At 29.9% G+C, this 17,740-nt stretch carries 13 protein-coding genes; 2 read left to right on the top strand and 11 right to left on the bottom strand.

All coding sequences use genetic code 11. The features are described 5' to 3' along the window. Positions 1–74: 74 nt before the first annotated feature. Genes WC663_03205 through WC663_03185 form a run of 5 tightly spaced genes read right to left on the bottom strand, consistent with a single transcriptional unit; the run spans position 75 to position 6,020 of the window. Positions 75–2,012 carry a DUF4012 domain-containing protein gene (locus WC663_03205; GenBank protein ID MFA6296335.1) on the bottom strand — a complete coding sequence of 646 codons (1,938 nt, stop codon included), beginning with the start codon at positions 2,010–2,012 and terminating at the stop codon, positions 75–77. Then, a complete protein-coding gene (locus tag WC663_03200; GenBank protein ID MFA6296334.1) occupies positions 1,984–2,847 on the bottom strand; it encodes a glycosyltransferase family 2 protein in 864 nt (287 codons plus the stop codon). The genes WC663_03205 and WC663_03200 overlap by 29 nt, the downstream gene beginning before the upstream one ends. A 44-nt stretch (positions 2,848–2,891) precedes the next feature. Next, positions 2,892–3,944 (bottom strand): glycosyltransferase family 2 protein, encoded by a 1,053-nt coding sequence (locus WC663_03195; GenBank protein ID MFA6296333.1) that lies wholly within the window; start codon positions 3,942–3,944, stop codon positions 2,892–2,894. Between the two features lie 24 nt (positions 3,945–3,968). Beyond that, positions 3,969–4,529, bottom strand: coding sequence for a dCTP deaminase (gene dcd, locus WC663_03190; GenBank protein ID MFA6296332.1), 561 nt, complete (start codon positions 4,527–4,529; stop codon positions 3,969–3,971). 9 nt (positions 4,530–4,538) lie between these two features. Continuing rightward, positions 4,539–6,020 (bottom strand): O-antigen ligase family protein, encoded by a 1,482-nt coding sequence (locus WC663_03185; protein ID MFA6296331.1) that lies wholly within the window; start codon positions 6,018–6,020, stop codon positions 4,539–4,541. A gap of 269 nt (positions 6,021–6,289) precedes the next feature. On the opposite strand from WC663_03185, the gene WC663_03180 reads away from it, so the two are divergent. Next, entirely contained in the window at positions 6,290–6,982 is a 693-nt protein-coding gene (locus WC663_03180) for an HAD hydrolase-like protein (protein ID MFA6296330.1), read from the top strand. A gap of 111 nt (positions 6,983–7,093) precedes the next feature. On the opposite strand, the gene WC663_03175 is transcribed toward WC663_03180, so the two are convergent. Beyond that, on the bottom strand, positions 7,094–8,281 hold the full coding sequence (locus WC663_03175) for a hypothetical protein (protein MFA6296329.1): 1,188 nt from the start codon (positions 8,279–8,281) through the stop codon (positions 7,094–7,096). A 50-nt stretch (positions 8,282–8,331) separates the two neighbouring features. On the opposite strand from WC663_03175, the gene WC663_03170 reads away from it, so the two are divergent. Continuing rightward, positions 8,332–10,053 carry a DUF2142 domain-containing protein gene (locus WC663_03170; protein MFA6296328.1) on the top strand — a complete coding sequence of 574 codons (1,722 nt, stop codon included), beginning with the start codon at positions 8,332–8,334 and terminating at the stop codon, positions 10,051–10,053. A gap of 45 nt (positions 10,054–10,098) precedes the next feature. Here WC663_03170 and WC663_03165 read toward each other — a convergent pair whose 3' ends face one another. From WC663_03165 to WC663_03145, 5 genes are all read right to left on the bottom strand, one after another. Continuing rightward, positions 10,099–10,713 (bottom strand): hypothetical protein, encoded by a 615-nt coding sequence (locus tag WC663_03165; GenBank protein ID MFA6296327.1) that lies wholly within the window; start codon positions 10,711–10,713, stop codon positions 10,099–10,101. Between the two features lie 53 nt (positions 10,714–10,766). Then, complete coding sequence (locus WC663_03160; protein ID MFA6296326.1) at positions 10,767–11,681, bottom strand: glycosyltransferase family 2 protein; 915 nt, start codon at positions 11,679–11,681, stop codon at positions 10,767–10,769. Positions 11,682–12,119: 438 nt separating this feature from the next. After that, positions 12,120–13,994 (bottom strand): glycosyltransferase family 39 protein, encoded by a 1,875-nt coding sequence (locus WC663_03155; protein MFA6296325.1) that lies wholly within the window; start codon positions 13,992–13,994, stop codon positions 12,120–12,122. A gap of 208 nt (positions 13,995–14,202) precedes the next feature. Next, positions 14,203–15,501, bottom strand: coding sequence for a glycosyltransferase (locus WC663_03150; GenBank protein MFA6296324.1), 1,299 nt, complete (start codon positions 15,499–15,501; stop codon positions 14,203–14,205). Further along, a complete protein-coding gene (locus WC663_03145; protein MFA6296323.1) occupies positions 15,458–17,737 on the bottom strand; it encodes an IPT/TIG domain-containing protein in 2,280 nt (759 codons plus the stop codon). Before WC663_03145 ends, WC663_03150 begins: the two co-directional genes overlap by 44 nt. Positions 17,738–17,740 lie beyond the last annotated feature (3 nt).

The raw sequence follows: 17,740 nt of genomic DNA, 5'->3' as shown, positions 1-17,740 counted from the left end.
AAGTTAACAATTAACAGTTAACAATTAACAGTTAACACGTAACTGATAATTGTTAAATTTAATATTTGCACATTTTAATATTTTATTGTATATTCTTTGTCACTTTGCAATTTTGTTTCAAAGATTGCCGAATTATTTTCAATCTTGCCAGAATTTGTTGGTTCAATACTTTTTATTGGGTTTGTTGAATTGTAATTAACAATTAAATTTTGATTTACAACTCCAGCTTGTTTCTGAACAATTATTTTGTACTCGCCTTTTTTAATTTGATCTTGTACGTATTTTGGAAGAATATAATTATAAGTAATTGTTTTTGTTTCTTGAGTTTCAATATTTATGAAAGTTCCAAAAACAGATTTATTTAATTCTTCCGTTATTTCATAGCTTTGATCAGAGTTGTAAAGATCTAATCCTTTTTCATTATTTTCAACACTCAAAAATTCGCTGCCTTTTGGGACATAAATTCTTGTCCAAGATCGATATCTTGTTGTTAATAATGCAGGAACAGCATTGTTTGTGTAAGTAATAGCAACTTTTGCTTGACCATTTGGCTTAATAGTATAATCTATATTTCTTTCCATGAATGGATCAGTTTTTAAGCTAGCCATATTGGAATCAACAACCATTAAGTAGTCGCTGTTTTTTGTATCTTGATTTACAGATCCGGCAAAATCATTTTTTTCGAGCATCTTTTCTTTATTTTTATCTTTAAAGTAAACAAGAGCTTGCTTATCTTGAAAGCCTTTTTGAATTGCTTTTAACATATTTGGCCACTTGTCTTTTTTTAATAAAAATATTTTTCCAAGTAAAGATTTTGATAGATCGCCGATAATACCTTTTCTTGTTTTTTGTTCTAAAATTACAACCTTTCCCTCGTAAGCACCAGTAGTAATTTGCTGAACTTTTTCTGTTATGTTATCAGCATTGAAGGTTTCATCTCGAGCTTTAATTGGCCCAATAACTTCCAAAAGATATTCAATAAAAGTTGGAGTGATTGCTACTACGCCATCAATATTTTTTTCTTCTCCACCTTCTTGTTGATAGAACCAAATTGCTTTTTCGGCATTGGTTGGAAAATCAGGCGACCAATTTGAATCTCTGAAATATAATGATTTTAATTTTGGATCGATGTATTTTAGGATTTGCCATGGAGGTGTAACTTTGATTTTTGATGGATAATCTAAATTGTAAATATTGTCAGTTTTTAACTTTGTCAGTTCCCCGCCTTTTATTTTTATAATTCCGTAGGTTCCGATAAAGCCACCTCCAGGACGCAATTCAGAATTATTTTCTAATAAAAATAAATATGTTTGTTCGTTTGGATATCCTAAAGCTTCAGGCAATAATTTTGAGCCTTGCGCAACCTGTTTCATTATCTCATTGATTTGAGGCAAATATTGATTAACTTGTTTTTTTGCATCAGTTATTTTTTGTAACGTTAAAAAAGTTGGAATTCGATTTATTTCAATCTCAGCCATTTCAATTTTGCTTGAACTTTCGGCAAAATTTGGTGATGCATTATAAATATTTTTAATAATTTCTGTTTTTTGATTTTCTGAAACTGCTCTGACTGATTTTACATTTTCAGATTGTAATGGTTTTATAATGTTTTCGATTGCAAGAGTTGTTTCATGAAGTCCTGAAGTGATGTTATATGCTGCTTTGACAAGATGATCAGCTGCACTGTATTGAATTCCGACATATGGAATTATTTTTAGCCAGACTAAAAAATAAAGGTCATTTTTTGCTCTTCTGAAATTATCACTTGATTTTTTTAATGTTGTTGCAGCTTGAGCAAAATTTTGGTCTTTAATTGCATTTTCGGCATCAAGAAGATTTTGTTTGCCTTGCATTGCATATTTGTAGGCATCGAAAGCTGGATAGATACTTCCTAAAATCAATAACAAAAATAGACCAATAATACCTAAAGTAATGTGAATTGGTTTTATTTTATTTTTCTTGATTTCGTTGTTAATTGGTTTATTATTTACTGGCTGATTGATATTGTTCATCTTTTTGTCCAAAATATTTTAGAAAAAATTTTAAAGCAGATGTAATGTGTGTTCTGGTTTGTTTTTTGAGCATTGCTTTTATTAATCCTGATTCAGACGAAGATTCTCTGGCGTAATAATGAACCATTTTGACTTTTGGATAATATTTTACTTCATATCCTGCTTGCCAGAATCTTCGGCACCAATCAACATCTTCCATGTACATAAAATATCTTTCATCCATAATGCCGACTTCGTCGATTATATCTTTTTTGATTAGCATGCATGAGCCTAGAATCCAAGCGACATTTTTTTCTGTTGAATGATCCCACGATTTCATAGTAAAATCGTCTAATATTTTTCTAGCATGATTCATTTTTCCAAATAATGTTCGACGATATAATACTAATTCTGGAGATGTAAATTTATTGAAACAAGATAATTGAATTGAGCCATTAGGATTAATGAGCTTTGGACCTATAACTGCGACTTTTGGATGCTTTTCAAGATAAGCCATCATTTGTTCAAGAGAATCTTCTAAAATAGTAATATCTGGATTTAGCAATAAGATATATTTTCCTTTTGCCATTTTGACGCCTTGATTGACGGCTTTTGGAAAGCCTAAATTTTTGTCATTAGCTATTAATTCAACGTTGCTGATTTTTTGATTTTTATAATTATACATAAAATCGTCTTCGATCATCTGGACAGTTATATCTTGAGAATTATTATCAACAACAATAATCTCATATTCCATTTTTGGAGCATGTTTTCTGATTGATTTAATGCACTGTTTCAAGTGAGAAGGCGTTTTGTAATTAATGATAATTATGGAGAGATCTTTTGTGTATTTCATAATCTCAAGTCTAAATTTTATGTAAAAATGATTCTATTTTAAAATTAGTAGATATATTTTCTGATATCTTTTGGCTTGATCTTGCTATTTTTTATTATAGCATTTCTTTTTGCTTTGGTCAATTTGCAGAGTTTGAATAATTCAATTATAGCTGATAGATTTTTTGGTTCTCTGAATAAGGTGTAAAAGAATTTGCCAAGTTCATAAAAGAAGATCCATGGGAAATAAATTAAGAAATTACTTGCAAATTCATTTTTGTATAACAATAATAAATGATTACGGTATGATAATTTGTTAATTAAGTCAGATTTTTTGTTTCTTTGCTCTGCTGTTTTTAGAGCTGTTTCTCCTGTTCCTGTCTCCCAGCGGTCATGCCAGGCATGTGATTTGTGATCAAACCAGATTTCCCAGCCCGCATGTAATAAGCGCCATGATAGATCAATGTCTTCTTTGTAGGCAAAAAATGACTCGTCGAAATACTCAAATTTATTTTCGAATGTTTGCGAATTATTTTTCGAATTTTGGGGAATTTTGAATTTTATACTTTCAAGTGCTTCTTTGCGATAAATTGGAGCCGCACCAGAGACGCTGAATATTTTTTTTATAGTTTCAAATTCTGGAGAATCTTTTTGATTGCTTCCCCATTCTATAATGCGATGTGTTTTTAAAATTCTATGTCCGCAGGAATCAATGATATTAGTTTTTGTATTTTGAGCAAAATCCCATTTAAAAAGTTTTCCTGTAATTGCACCCATTTTTGGATTTTGCATCAAAATTTCTAGGCAATTTTTAATATAATCTTTGTTTAAAATAATGTCTGGATTTAAGCAAAAAATAAATTCACCTGTTGCTTTTTTAATAACTTCATTATGTGCTTTTGAATATCCTAAATTTTCTTGGTTTCTGATAAAATTTATTTTTGCTAATGGGTATTTATGCTCAGCATAACTTTTTAGGTATTCAAAAGAACTGTCTGATGATGCATTATCTACAAAAAATATTTCTAGATCTTGATGTGATTGCTGAAGAACTGAATCTAGACAATATGGAAGATATTTTTTCTTATTATAATTTAATAACGAAATTGTGACTTTCATGATTTTTAATTCCTACTGTTTTTTTTAGCAAAAATTTTTCCACATTTGACTTGCTTTTGGCATGAGATCGCCGACATACTTATTGTTATTCTTTTTTGAATAAGGATTATCGCAAGGAGATGATAATTTTTCGAAAGCCATTTGAGCGATTGGCATTTTGTAATATAACAAAATTGGTAGATTAGCTGTATTATGTAATTCTAATGTCATTTTTAATGAATTTCCTGGATCAAGAAAGCCAGCAGTGACATGAATTAGCAAGCCCATTCTGCCAACTGAGCTCTTGCCTTCTAGACGGCCGACATATGATGAAGAAACACCTGTTTTTTCATAGATCATTCCAAGAGCAAATTCTCCAGGATGTAAAACAAAAGGATTATCTTTTTCGATAGAAATCTTTTCCATCATTGTATCTATTTTCTTTTTTGGATCAATGACGTAATTTTTGCTGGTGTTATAAATTAAAAAATGTCGGTCTAGATGTAAGTCAATTGATGCTGGCTGAATGTATTTTTTATCAAATGGATCAATACTTATGTCTTGATTAACTAATGCTTTTTTGATGTCTTTGTCGGATAAGATCATTGTTTTGTGTTAGGCTTTTGAACTTGATTTAGTAATTGTCTGAGCTTTAATTTTTTCTAAGGCGTAAATTATTGCAGCAGTAATTAGAATAAATCCAATGCCTAAAGGATGATTTAAAAATGGAGTTGTAATGTTAGTAAATAATATTAAAACAATTCCAGTTAAAAAACAAATGACTAATTTTTTATTATCTTCTTCTTTTGTTTTGTAGCCATCTTTGAAGATTGAAAAAATAAACCATAAATATGAAAGCAATCCTAAAATACCGATTTCAATGATTGTATCTAAATAAGCCCATTCAAATGAAAAAACTCTGACTGTGCCAAATTTTTCAAGTGCGACGCTTGTATATTCAATTGTTGTTCCATATCCTGAGCCTAAAATAGGATGTTCTTTTATTTTTTGAAGAGCTGGTGTTAATACATTATAACGATTTGAGGCTGCAGCTTCTGTTTTTGGCTGAAAAATACTGGCGACTCTATCGCCTACTACGTCGTAAACTTGAGGCAATAATGTTCCAAATATTATAATAATTAATGAAATTATGCCAATTGAATAGAGAGCAATTTTTGCAGCTCTTCTTTTTGGAAGATTGAAAAGCAAAAAGATTAATGCGAATACTAGTCCAATCCAAAGACTTCTTGAAAAACCAACTATAACAGCAAGTCCGCACAAAGCAGATATTAATAATTGGAAGATATTATTTTTAAATTGTAATTTTTTGTCTTGCAAAAATTTTGCCAGTAGAATTATAAATACTAAAGCTGAATAGAGTTGTCCAGCTGAAAAGAAACGAAAAAATGGACCTGTCAAATATGATATTTCGCCCATTCCAGTATCTTGTGTCCAACGATAAATGTATGGTTTTGGGGTATCTAGATTTCTGAAGAAGGCACGAGACATTAATTCTTCTTTAGCAAAAATTGAGTGTGAAATCATAAACTCTCCAGCTTCTTCTGATTCTAATGTTTGCTCTGTTGATTTTGCTCCAGCCATTCCTGGTCTTGCGTCTTGATGCATTATGGTAAAGCCAATAGAAACATAAAAAGTTAAAATTGTAATTGCCAAACTTCCGGCAACCAGATATTGAATTAGTTTTCTAACTTTAATTTTATTATGAATAATATCAAAAATTGGAAAAACAAAAGCTAGATAAAGATATCCATTAGCATCAAAGAAAATATTTTTAGCAAAATTGCCATTAATTAGTCCAGTTGAAAAACCAATTAGAATAAAAAAAGTGAAAATTGCAAAAGGAACAAAAAATTTTGAATAAAGAAAATTATATTTACCTGCTTCATATGTTTTTGCTCTTCTAAATAACCAAATTAGAAAGACCATTGCAAAAAGAGCGATTCTGATTGATAGAACAAATCTGCCGCCAAAATCAAAAGAAAATAAATAGCCTTTGACGCCAATAAACAATTCTGTAAGAACGATAAATACGCCATATTCTAATTTTTTTATTGTTAAGGCAAAAGCTCCAATCACAATTAACCAAAAAATTAGGCTGTTAAAAATGGGAAATAGGTATGCAAAAAATGATAGAATATAAAAAAGAAGGCAAATTGCTGTTATTTTTAAGATTAATTTTGGTTGTAAGAAATTAGGCATTATTTTTTGTTTTGAGTTAAATATTTATTTTTATATTAAAGCTTTGACAAAAATACTTATTTAGTATATATTTTATTAGTCAGATTTCGGTAGGTTCTTTACATGCAGAGGAGGGAGAGATGTCAGATGCACAGTTCAGGAGCTATATGTTTAAGGTTTTGGTTTTGTTTGATATGGATGGAACTTTGATTCCGTCTGGAATTAACAATGGTGGGCATGGAAAAGCAGTTTATTATGCATTGGAAAAAGTTTGTGGGATTAAGGATGCTTCTTTGGATGGAATTGATTACCATGGTTTGACAGACACGCAATTGATTTATGCTTTGCTTGCAAAATATGGAATGGATAAAATTGTAGCTCATGAAAAGTTATTTGCAATTTTTTCGGAAATGGCTGCGTTTTATGAATCTGATGTTAGGCAAATGGAAATTTGTGCTTTGCCAGGAGTGAAAGAACTGCTTAGGGCATTGATTAGAAATGGTGTTGCGTTGGGAGTTGTTACTGGTGCTGTTGAAGGAATTGCTAAATGTAAACTTCGGAAAGCTGGATTGATTCCATTTTTCAGAATTAGGCAATTTGGTGATCAAGCATTACAGCGTTTAGATTTGGTCAAAATGGCTTTGAAGAAAAATGAAGAAAATCATTGGGCACCTGAAGACAGGGTTTTTCTGTTTGGTGATACGCCTAGAGATGTTAAAACAGGAAAAATTGCTGGTGTAAAAACGATTGGTGTTTCTACTGGATTGGTTTCTAGAGAAGAATTAGTAATTGCATCTCCTGATTATCTGTTTGACGACTTGACGAATACTGCACATTTATTGAAGATCATTTTGGGTTAAGACTACTGCTTGTAGTCTTTTTTGTTGCCTTACTCTAATACTTTTTCGGGGCTCACTCTAATACTTTTGCGAATATAAGCGAATACCTTTTCGAATAAATGCTTCGTAAAACTATTTAATCGTGAAGATTCGGGAATAATCGCCGTTTGTGGCGAGTTGGTATTCTTTATTATTTATTATAATTATCCCACCATTATTTTTTATTGTAAACCTTTTATCTTGATACGAGTTATTTTTTAAATTTATTCTATTTATTTCTTTTTTAAATTTTGTGTTTATTATTTTATTATCATTCTTGGAAATTTCAGCAATCAAACTGAATCCAATATCGTCATGATAATTTGGTTCTGTGTCTATCATAGTTGAATGAAATTCTAAGCGATTTGGAGATGCTTTATCATTAAAAAAACGAGGTTTAACATAATTTAAATAAACACTATAATCTTTGTGGTTAAATCTTTTGTTTAAAATGCCAAGCATTAAATATGTTTGAGCGCCCAAGCCAATTGGTCGCATGCCTATTTTTGCCTCAATAAATCCATTCTGGAAAGTTAGTTTTCTGATGTTTGATGTCATTTTTTTGGACAAATCTAGATATTTTTCGTTGTTAAAATAATCACTGTAGAACATTAACAAATATGCTGATAAAACATGATAATGGGTTGAAAAATATTTTTGATCGCCTTCAAAATACCAGTCATTTTCATCAATACATTGATTTATGCTTTTGGAAATTTTTTGCTTGTTTCTTTTAATTAGAAATTTGTATTGTTGCCTATCAATTTGTTTATCAAAATATAGTTTGTTAGCTAAATATGAATCTAGAACTCCAGCAATTATTCCTCGATTTTCACTATCGTTAATATTCACTCTAGCGAAAAGTGATTCTTTTACTTGAGAATAATAAATTTCTTTTTCCTCTTTGCTAAATAAGTTTTTTTGCTGATAAATTAAGTAATGAGCGATTGAATCGTTAAATGATTGAGTGATTGTTGGTCTAGCCTGCAATTCTAGGATTGCATTGTTTAAAGCTGCCTTAATCTGTATTTTTGTTTTTTGATTATCTAATCGATTATAATAATAAGATGCAAACATTGACCATTCGCGCGCAGTGTTTGGGTATTTGTTATCTATAGAATAATTTGGCTGATTATAATGCCAGCCATTTTTGTCAAAATGTTTTGAATAACGATTATATGTTGTTTTAATATAGTCTTGAATATTGTAAGCTTGCGAAAAGAATGGAAAAATTAAAATAATCAAGGCTGGTATTAATGCTAAAATTTTTTTTATTTTCATGATAGACTAAACTAAATTGCTGAATTGTTAAATTGTTAAATTGATTTGTTATGAAAAATAAAGTTGATGCTATTTTCTTAATTCTGATGTGTGGGATATTTTTGATTGTTGCAAATATATATAATTTTAAGACAGAAAAGTTTTCTGCACCAGATGAGTTCTCTCATTTTGAATATATCAGATTTTTAAATAATAATCATCACTTTCCTGCTCTAACAAATAAAACTTCTTTTTGGGAAGCGCATCAACCGCCATTATATTATCTTTTTTTATCGCCTATTGATCTTGTCTTAAAAAATAAAATATTAATTGATTCCGAAATAAAAATTTTAAGATTTTTTTCAAGCTTGCTTGGCGTTTTAACCGTCATTTTTGCTTTTCTTACCGCTAAGTTATTGTTTAATCCGCCTTCGTCCTGCCTTCGCTTCGGCTACGGCAGACAAGCCTGCGGGACTACGGCGGACAAAGAAAGAATAATTTATTATAGTTTGACATTGGCTTTTTGTTTTTGGCCAATGTTTTTGTTTATTTCTGGGGTGCTTAATAATGATGTTTTAGCTAATTTGCTGGGTGTGATGATGCTGTATTTTGTTGTTAAGCATAATACAAATATACGAATTTATGCAAATGATACGAATATGCGAATTGGCGAATTACGATTTTTTAATCTTGATTTATTCGTTTGTGGAGTGATTGCTGGTTTGGCGTTTTTGACAAAATTGACGTTGTATCCATTTGCAATGTTATTTTTAATAATTATATTTTGGAAAAATAGAAACAATTGGAAAGATTATTTGAAATTTACTTTATCGCCTGCTTTGATTGTTTGCTTTGCTTGGATGTTTAGAAATCTGATTTTTGTTGGTGACATCTTTGGATTGAAATTTGCCAATAAATTTTGGGAAGGACAGCATCGAGATCTATGGAATTTTAATAATTTTGTAACTTGGCTAAATGAATTATTTAAGAATTTTTTAGGTGTTTTTGGACAAGCTAATATCGGTTTTGATCCAAAATATTATGATTATTTTTTATATTTTTTAATTTTAGTTGCAATATTATTGCCTGTTTCTTTATTTTTAATTTGGAAAAAGCAAAAAGATAAATTTAATATTGTTTTGATAATATTTTTGTTTTTTATTGTTGCTTTTTTGACAACTTTTTATTACAGCTTAGATAATTATCAGCCACAAGGACGATATCTTTTGCCAGCATTATTTTCTGCAATGTTAATGTTTGTTTTGGCAATAAATATTATTTTTGCTGGCAAGTTAAAATTTATTATGCCAGTTTTGATTTTGATTATTCTAGCGTTTTTAAATAAGAATGCTTTTTTGCATATTGATTGGACAAATGAACATAAACCATTAATTTCGAATGATGAAAAATATAATTTAATATCTAAAAAATGGATTGCTAAAAATTCTAAATGGAAAAATAAAAATAAGAATTATGTTTTAAAAATAAATAAGAAAGATGCATTTTTGAGAAGTGATCCGAATTTGAGATTGGATACTAATGTTGTTAAATGTTTAAAATTAAAATTAAAGAATACTGAATTTAAAAAGTTGAAAGTTGAATTTAGATATCTTGGCGATAAGGATTTTTTGTCTAGTAATTCTGTTATAAAAAAAATTCATAAAGATGGAAAATTTCATGCTTATGAATTTGATTTTGATTTAAGAAAAAATGATTTGGTGCAGATTATTAGATTGGATTTTGTAGGAAGTAAAAAGGGTTCAGTTGAGTTTAAGAAGATAATGATTGAATGATTTTTGCTTGTTTTACGAACCCCTGCCGTGGGCAGGGTAGAACTTCTACCTTGGCCATGCCAAGGGTTGCGTGGTTTGAGGTAAATTCTTTGTTTTTAATGATTTAAGCTGTTTAAGATCAAGCGTTCCTTCATTGTCTTCGTCAAGATTTATAACATTTCGAATTAATCCTTGCATTGTTTCATCGCCATATTTTTCTGCATAATATTTGTAGCTTGAAAAAGGATTCTCTTTTAAGTCTTCAAATCTGCTAACTTCTCGATGTTTTAGTAGATTGCCATTGATGTATCCAATAATTTGCCAGTACATTTTTTCATCCTTAATAAAAAATATTTTTGTTGTTTGCCAGAAATTTTTGCATTTGATTTGATAAAATTTTTTGTATTCTCTTGATATTCCACTGTGCAACATATTTTTTAGTTGAGCCATTGTTTTTCCGGATTTTAAATAAAACATAATATGAAAATGGTTGATTGCAATGCTGTGTGATTGAAAAGGAACTTTTAAAATCTCTTTGATTTGCTTGAATTTATTTAAAACAATTTGTTTTTGTTCAGGCACTTTAAAATATGGATAATGCAGAAATGTTGAGGTTGTTAAAAAATAAAAAGAATTATCTTGCCAAAATATTTTTTGTTTTTGTGGAAGGGGTTGTTGCATTGATTTTTGTTTTATTTTTGTTTCACAAACCCCTCCCATGGGGAGGGTAGAAGCTAAAGGTTTTCTTTTTTCTTTACGGGAATAAACAATTTTACAAAATCAACAATCAAGGCTAAAAATAAACTTATTGGATATAAAAATAAAATTACAAGAACGCTAAATAGTGAATGGAATTTATTGAAATAATGCAAAAGTGAATTATTTAAATAAACTTGTTTTTTTATTCCTAAAACTTGATTAAAAGCTTGGGCTTTTTGATGGATTGTTTCTGCATCTTTGAAATAATAAACTTGAAAACCAGCATTTTTGGCCATTTTGCAATAATCAACTTCTTCAAACCAGATCCAATATTTTTCATCCAGCATGCCAATTTTGTCTATTACTTTTCTGTTAATTAAAAAATATGCGCCCATGACTTGGTCAACTTCTTGGCTTTTATTGTAATCAAAGTTTGGAAGAAAGTAATTTTGTAAGGACTTTAAGGTTGGAAATAAATTATGAAGTTTTAAGAGAATTAGAACTTGAGACATGAGAGTTGGAAATTTTCTGACTGAATGTTGAAGTGTTCTGTCTGGATTTAAAAGTTTGCATCCTAAAATTCCAACTTCTTTGAATTCATTCAAAAAATTAACTGTTCTTTGAAGACAATTATGCTGGACTTCGGTATCTGGATTTAATAATAAAATATAATCCCCTTTTGCTCTTTTTATTCCTTGATTGTTTGCTTTTGCAAAGCCTAAGTTTTTTTCATTGATAATGACATGAGCATTGGTAACAGAATCAAAACGATCTAAATATTGATCTTTGGAAAGCTCATATTTTAGCATATCAGCTGAACCATCAGTTGAGGCATTGTCGATGACAATTATTTCATAATCAAAACTAGGCGCGTTTGACATGATTGATTGAATGCATTTGCGTAATAATTCTTTAGTGTTCCAGTTGACTATGATGATTGAGAGAAGCATGAATGTTGAATATTAAATATTAATAATTTTGGTTAGAATAAATATAAATTGTTATATTATTTGATATTATTTTTAATTTATGCTATATTTGGTTGTCGTTGAAAGCAGAAACTGGAGGAGGAGGAAGGGATGGAAACAATAATGCTAATACTAAAGTGTTTGTTTTGTATCGTAATGTTTTCTTGTACAATTATTATTTCATATGTTTTCTTTGCTAAGAAAAAGAGTTGGCTTGATTCAATACGATTTTGGAAATTTGGGATTTTTCTTTCTTTTATGTTAATACTGGGTGGTTTCTATTTAAAAGAGGGGGATGAGGGTCTTTTGTTTCTTGGTTTAGGCGAAGCAGTAATAATTATTTTAATAGCATTCAAACGAATTGATTCGTTGAAGAAAGGCATAAAATGGAACTTTTGATCATGTGAAAACATGATTTTTTTATTTTATTTCTATATTATCTATTTTAATTTTCTGTCTTTTTTCAGTTGGAATTAATTCAAATTGGTTGATATCATTTGTTGTTGATGTAAACCAGGCTGGGCATTTTGTTAAATCAATTTTGTATTCATTATCCCCTGCTTTAATTGGCAGTAAAATATTATTATTTAAGTCGTTAAATTTTGAATTTTTTGTACGCCATAAAAAGTCAGCGATAGAATTTTGTTGCGCTGTCATTTTAAAACTTAATTCATCAATAATTTGTGGAGGAAAATTTAATTCAGGACTTTTTAATGCTGTTGTTTTTCCACTTGAATTTATATTGTTAAATTGCTCAAGCGCTAAATTGTTTAATTGTTGATTAAACTCTTGAATTTGCTGAGAATATTGTTGTTTAAGTATTTTTTTATTTTCTTGTTTTTCGGCGATGCTTGGCTGTTCAATAAATCTGTTTACTTCATCTAGGTCATTCCAATTAAAAACTTGAATTCCAGTTGTCTGCGGATTTTTTTTGAAATTACATAAAGATGTAATGGCATCCTTATTATTTTTAACAACCCAAACAATTTTTTCTTTTGGATTTACGAAAATCTTTTTATTATTAAATTTAATTCTTAAAGCTTCTGGAAATCCATTGCGATAAACAAAGGCGCCATAAATATTGTCTGGCAAATTTTTGAAAAATAATTCTTTGTCATAAGTTGCATAAACTATTTGGGAAAATTCTGGATGCAATTGTTGTATACTATCTAGAATTATTTTTGATTTAGCTTGGGCCTTGTGCCAAGGCATGTAATTAAAGAAAAATCCGATGCTAAAGATAATGCAAATCAAAGATGCAAAAATTATTCTTAGCTTTTTGCCCACCCCTCCCATGGGGAGGGTAGAAAAAATTAAATATGAGATTAAAATGGCAATTGGAATTGAGGCGATGTACAAGACTCTAGTATTCATTAAATTTAATTTCAAAGAAGGCAGAATTGAAAAATTTGGAATGGAGACGAAATATGTAATGAAAATTAAAAAGACAATATTTTTCCAAAATTTTAGATTTTTGAGATTTTTTAAATTTAATAAAAATGCTGTAATTGAAAAAATTGCAATTCCTGAAATGGCAACTAAATTAGCAGAAAAATTGGTAGCAAATTTGGGAATAAAAGATGCAAGGTAATCAAAATTAAATAGATATTTTACAAAATAAAATGGCAATAAAATTGCTTTTGGAGAGAAAGACGTTGAAGACACTTCGCCAAATAATCTGTAGCCTCCGATCCAACTGCCGACGATTTGTTTACGAATTACTAAGTAAATGATGAGAAGTGCAATATAAGGTAGCCAAAGCAAGAATATTTTTTTGAAGCTAAACTTTGATTCTTTTCTTAAGTAGACTAAATAGATTAAGGCAATTGTGAATGGCAAGGTCATGGAAATTTCTTTACTGAAAAATGTGGGAATGGCAGCTAAATAAGATAAAATGAGCCAAGAATATTTTTCTTTAAAAATAAATTGGATAAATAAATAAATTGTTAATAAATAGAAAAAACAAGCAAGCAAATCTGTTCGGCCAGCGATCCAAATTGTTGTTTCGAAATGATTTGGAATGACAATAAAAATTAAGCTAGCAAAAAAAGACATTAAGCTATTTTTAGAAATCTTTTTGACAATTGCATAAATTAAGAGTGCAGACAAAATAAATAATAATAAACTTGTAAAATGGAAGCCTGTTGGATGGTAATGATAAATTAAATAATCAATGACAATTGATAAATTCATGACTGGTCGATACATATCGCCTGGAATCTTGAAGATGCCCGGAATCATTTTTACATTATCAACCGATCTGGCAAACATTAAATGATCATAATCGTCTGACAAAAAATTGTCATTAAGAGAAGGAAAATAAAAAAGAAACGCTATTGCGATTATAAGAATTGGGAATAAATATTTTTTGAAATGTTTCATTGTGAATTATCTTAAGAAACTCGGTTTCGTACTAATTTTCTAAATATGCAAATTTTATTTAAGTCTAATTTATTTATAATGGCTGTGAATATTAACACAGGAAACCAAGTTTCGGAGCGTTTTATTTTGAGATTGTTTCTAACATTTGATTAACTCTGTTTTTCCAATTTTCATCTTGAACTGCATTTTTTCTGCTTTCGATTTTCTCTTTACTATTTTCTGATAAAGCTTGACTTATTTTTTCATTGAATTCTTCTTTTGTTTTAGCTGTGTAAATTAATTCTTGGAACTTTTCGATGCCAGAAACTTTGGTTGTAACAATTGGTTTGCCACAAGCCAAATATTCATAAAGTTTTAATGGATTCATTGATTTTGTGAATTTGTCAATTTTGTGAGGAATGATACAAACATCAAACTCATTAATATAATATGGAAGTTCTGAATATGATTTTCTGCCCAGAAAATGAATATTGTTTTGTGATTTTAGTTCATCAACTTGAGCGTTTTTCCAAACTGGGCCAATTAAAACAATTGATTTTTCTGGATTTTTTAGGCTTAAATATTTTATCAATTCAAAATCCAATCTTTTTTCAATTGTACCAACATAGCCGATAATTGGATGACCAGCATGGATTATTGTTTTGTCAGATTTTTTATTAAAATGTTCTAGATCAACGCCATTTGGAATCCATTCTTTATTTTTGGCGTTTGGAAAAATGTTAAGCAAATCTTTGGAAACTGTAAAAATATAATCTGATTCTTTAGAAATTATTTCATAATTATTTTTGATTCTGTCTTTATAATTAGTAAAGTTTGGATGCTCCATCCAATTATCAACTGTATCAAAGACGCTGACGCACTCGAATTCTTTTTCGAATTTTTGCGAATTAATTTTCGAATTTTTAAAATAGTTAAAATAGCCAGAAAACATTGGAAAATATGACCAAACTAATAAATTGTTTGATTGCTTAACTGTTAAATTGTTAAAAAGATCATACTTGTTAATCAGTTTGTTTATTTTTTTGTAAACTTTTTGTTCGCTAAATATTGAATCTATTGTTGAATAAACGTAAAGCTTATCACTAATTTTTGTTAATCTTGAAGTTAAGTCAAAATGAATTCTTTTGCCACCAGGTGATTTTAATATTGAACGCATTAAAATTTTTAAAGCGCGTTTTTTTGTGTAAGGCAAAAAATCGACAGCAAATATTTTGTTGATTTGATCCTTTTCTAATAGATTATGTAAAATATGATAATTTCGATTAACAATGCCAGATTTCCATTCTCGGAATTCTGACATGTTAAACATAATAACGTTGTACTTCATAATATTACTCAAATAAATTTTCGAATATTGCGAATTACTTTTCGAATTCTTATTCAATAACGAATGCACCCTTTTTGGTATATTCCTGGCCATCAATATTTACAACTTTAACATCATAGGTACCTTTTGGCATTTTACCGAATGGAATGACAGCTGTCAAAGCAGTTGAATTTTTGAAATATGTTTTATTGGCTTTGAAGGATCCAAAATATGCTGTTGCAGCTGACATAAAATTAAAACCTGTGACATCAAGATATTTTGTTTCACTCGGATTTCCTGAATATGGATAACGATTTGTTGGTAAAATTCCTGTGACAACTGGAGCTTTTTCGTAAAATTTGTGAGAACCTGTGATGTCAACCTTTCTAATTAAATCATTCCAGGTGTCGGCAACGTATAATTTTCCTTTTTTTGGTCTAAGCAAGATGCCTGATGGGTTATTGAATTCAGTGTGATATCTATCTCCGTTTTGAAAGCCTCTTGTATCTGTGCCGGTGATTGTTTTAACTAAACCATTTCTTGGATCAATGACTCGAACTGTATGAGTACCAGCTTCTGTTGTATATAAAAAATTATCGCTCCCCATTTTGACATAGTTTGGTGTTGAAAATGAAGCATCTGTTCTATAACCATCACGATAGCCACGGATATTATTGCCAGCTAATGTTGTTACTTTTTTTGAAGCTATATCGATTTCTCTGATTCTGTTATTGTATGAATCTGCGACATAAAGTTTTGTTCCAGCCTTGTTTATTGTAATGGCATAAGGACGGTTGAATGATGCAGTTTTGCCGATTCCATCTGCATAGGTTGATTCTCCAGAGCCAGCTATAAATGATGTTTCTCCAGTTGATATTTCCACTCTTCTAATTCGATTATTAGATGTGTCTGTAACGTATAGATATTTATTATCAGGAGAAATAGTGATTCCTGAAGGATTGCTAAAATGAGCTGTATTTTTTGAGCCTTCTTCATAGCCATTACATTGTCCTGTACAGTCTTTTTCGCCGCTGCCTGAGACTAATTCTGTTTCTTGTGTTGCTAAATTGACTCTTCTAATCCTATTATTCCAACGGTCTGTAAGATATAGGTATTTGCCAGTTTTATCTAAAATAATTGATGAAATACTACTAAATCGTGCAGCTGAGCCAATACCCTCTTTATATGCATCAACAACACTTCCAACTACGTGTTTCGTGAAACGATCTTTTACCCTAATTTTTCTAATTAAATTATTTTCAGCAACATAAATATTCTTTTTCTTTAGTGAATATATCATGTCGTTTGGACGACCCACCAATGAGCGTGTTCTTTTTCCAAAATCGTTTTCGAATCGTTTTTTACCAGCAACACGATCGCCATCTTGCAATGTTACTCCAGTATAGCGATGTATTCTTTGTATTGAACTGATGCCAGAATTGGCGACAAAAATGTAATTTCCTTTAATGTCTAGACCTTTTGGATAATTAAGAGTAACCATAATTGGATCAGTTGCGATTGTGGTAGCTTCTCTGGTAGCTAAATTTATTTTTCTGACATAATCAGTTGAGCCATTGCCATCTGTTACAAAAAGGCTGTTTTGTATTTCATCCAAAACAACACCTGCTAAAAAACGAAATTTTGCATTTGTTCCTGTCGCATCTTTGTATCCTTCTGTACTTCCGGCAATTGTTTCAATTGTGCCATTTGAAGTGCTAATTTTAAATAATTTATGCGCTTCTATATCTGCAACATAAAGATTTTTACCAGTTAAATCAGCTCTAAGTTTAACAGGCGCAATTAATCCTTTTCCGCTTATGAGCGTTGTTACTTTTCCCCCATTGAGAGATGTTTTTTTAATTGATCCATGTCCTGTATCAGCTATATAAAGAGTTGATCCATAAACTTCAACACCTTCAGGAAAATATAATCCATCATCAACTATTGTAGTAACATTGCCATTAGATATTTTTCTTATTTTATGATTCCAAGTATCTGCAACAAAAGTTGTACTTCCTGATAATGCAAGGCCACGAGGTTGTCCAAATTCTGCTTGGTTGGCTTTTCCATCTCGTTCTCCATATGATCCTGTACCTGCTAAAGTTATAATTTTTGTCGTACTGCTGTTTGTTTTTCTGATAACATTGTTATAGGTATCGGCAATTATCATATTGCCACCTTTATCAAATAAGACATCTTCACAAAAGTCTAAATATGCTTGTCTAGGTTGTCCACCATCGCCTGTATAAATTCTGCTAAGCCATGTTGTGACATCTCCATAAGCTGCATTTGCGTTTTGAGAAATGCAACAGATGAAGAAAAATGTTAGAATCGCGACTATTTTTTTCATATT

Source organism: Patescibacteria group bacterium, from assembly GCA_041662665.1.
GTDB lineage: Bacteria > Patescibacteriota > JABMPQ01 > JABMPQ01 > JAQVVF01 > JAQVVF01.
The sequence above is the reverse complement of the archived record's forward strand: the minus strand, read 5'-3'. Positions and strand labels throughout refer to the sequence as shown.

Coding starts and splice junctions, on each gene's coding strand:
- WC663_03165 (MFA6296327.1), bottom strand. CDS start 10,713: ATGCAACAACCCCTTCCACAAAAACAAAAAATATTTTGGCAAGATAAT.
- WC663_03160 (MFA6296326.1), bottom strand. CDS start 11,681: ATGCTTCTCTCAATCATCATAGTCAACTGGAACACTAAAGAATTATTA.
- WC663_03195 (MFA6296333.1), bottom strand. CDS start 3,944: ATGAAAGTCACAATTTCGTTATTAAATTATAATAAGAAAAAATATCTT.
- WC663_03205 (MFA6296335.1), bottom strand. CDS start 2,012: ATGAACAATATCAATCAGCCAGTAAATAATAAACCAATTAACAACGAA.
- WC663_03175 (MFA6296329.1), bottom strand. CDS start 8,281: ATGAAAATAAAAAAAATTTTAGCATTAATACCAGCCTTGATTATTTTA.
- WC663_03170 (MFA6296328.1), top strand. CDS start 8,332: ATGAAAAATAAAGTTGATGCTATTTTCTTAATTCTGATGTGTGGGATA.
- dcd (MFA6296332.1), bottom strand. CDS start 4,529: ATGATCTTATCCGACAAAGACATCAAAAAAGCATTAGTTAATCAAGAC.
- WC663_03200 (MFA6296334.1), bottom strand. CDS start 2,847: ATGAAATACACAAAAGATCTCTCCATAATTATCATTAATTACAAAACG.
- WC663_03150 (MFA6296324.1), bottom strand. CDS start 15,501: ATGGCCAGGAATATACCAAAAAGGGTGCATTCGTTATTGAATAAGAAT.
- WC663_03145 (MFA6296323.1), bottom strand. CDS start 17,737: ATGAAAAAAATAGTCGCGATTCTAACATTTTTCTTCATCTGTTGCATT.
- WC663_03180 (MFA6296330.1), top strand. CDS start 6,290: ATGTTTAAGGTTTTGGTTTTGTTTGATATGGATGGAACTTTGATTCCG.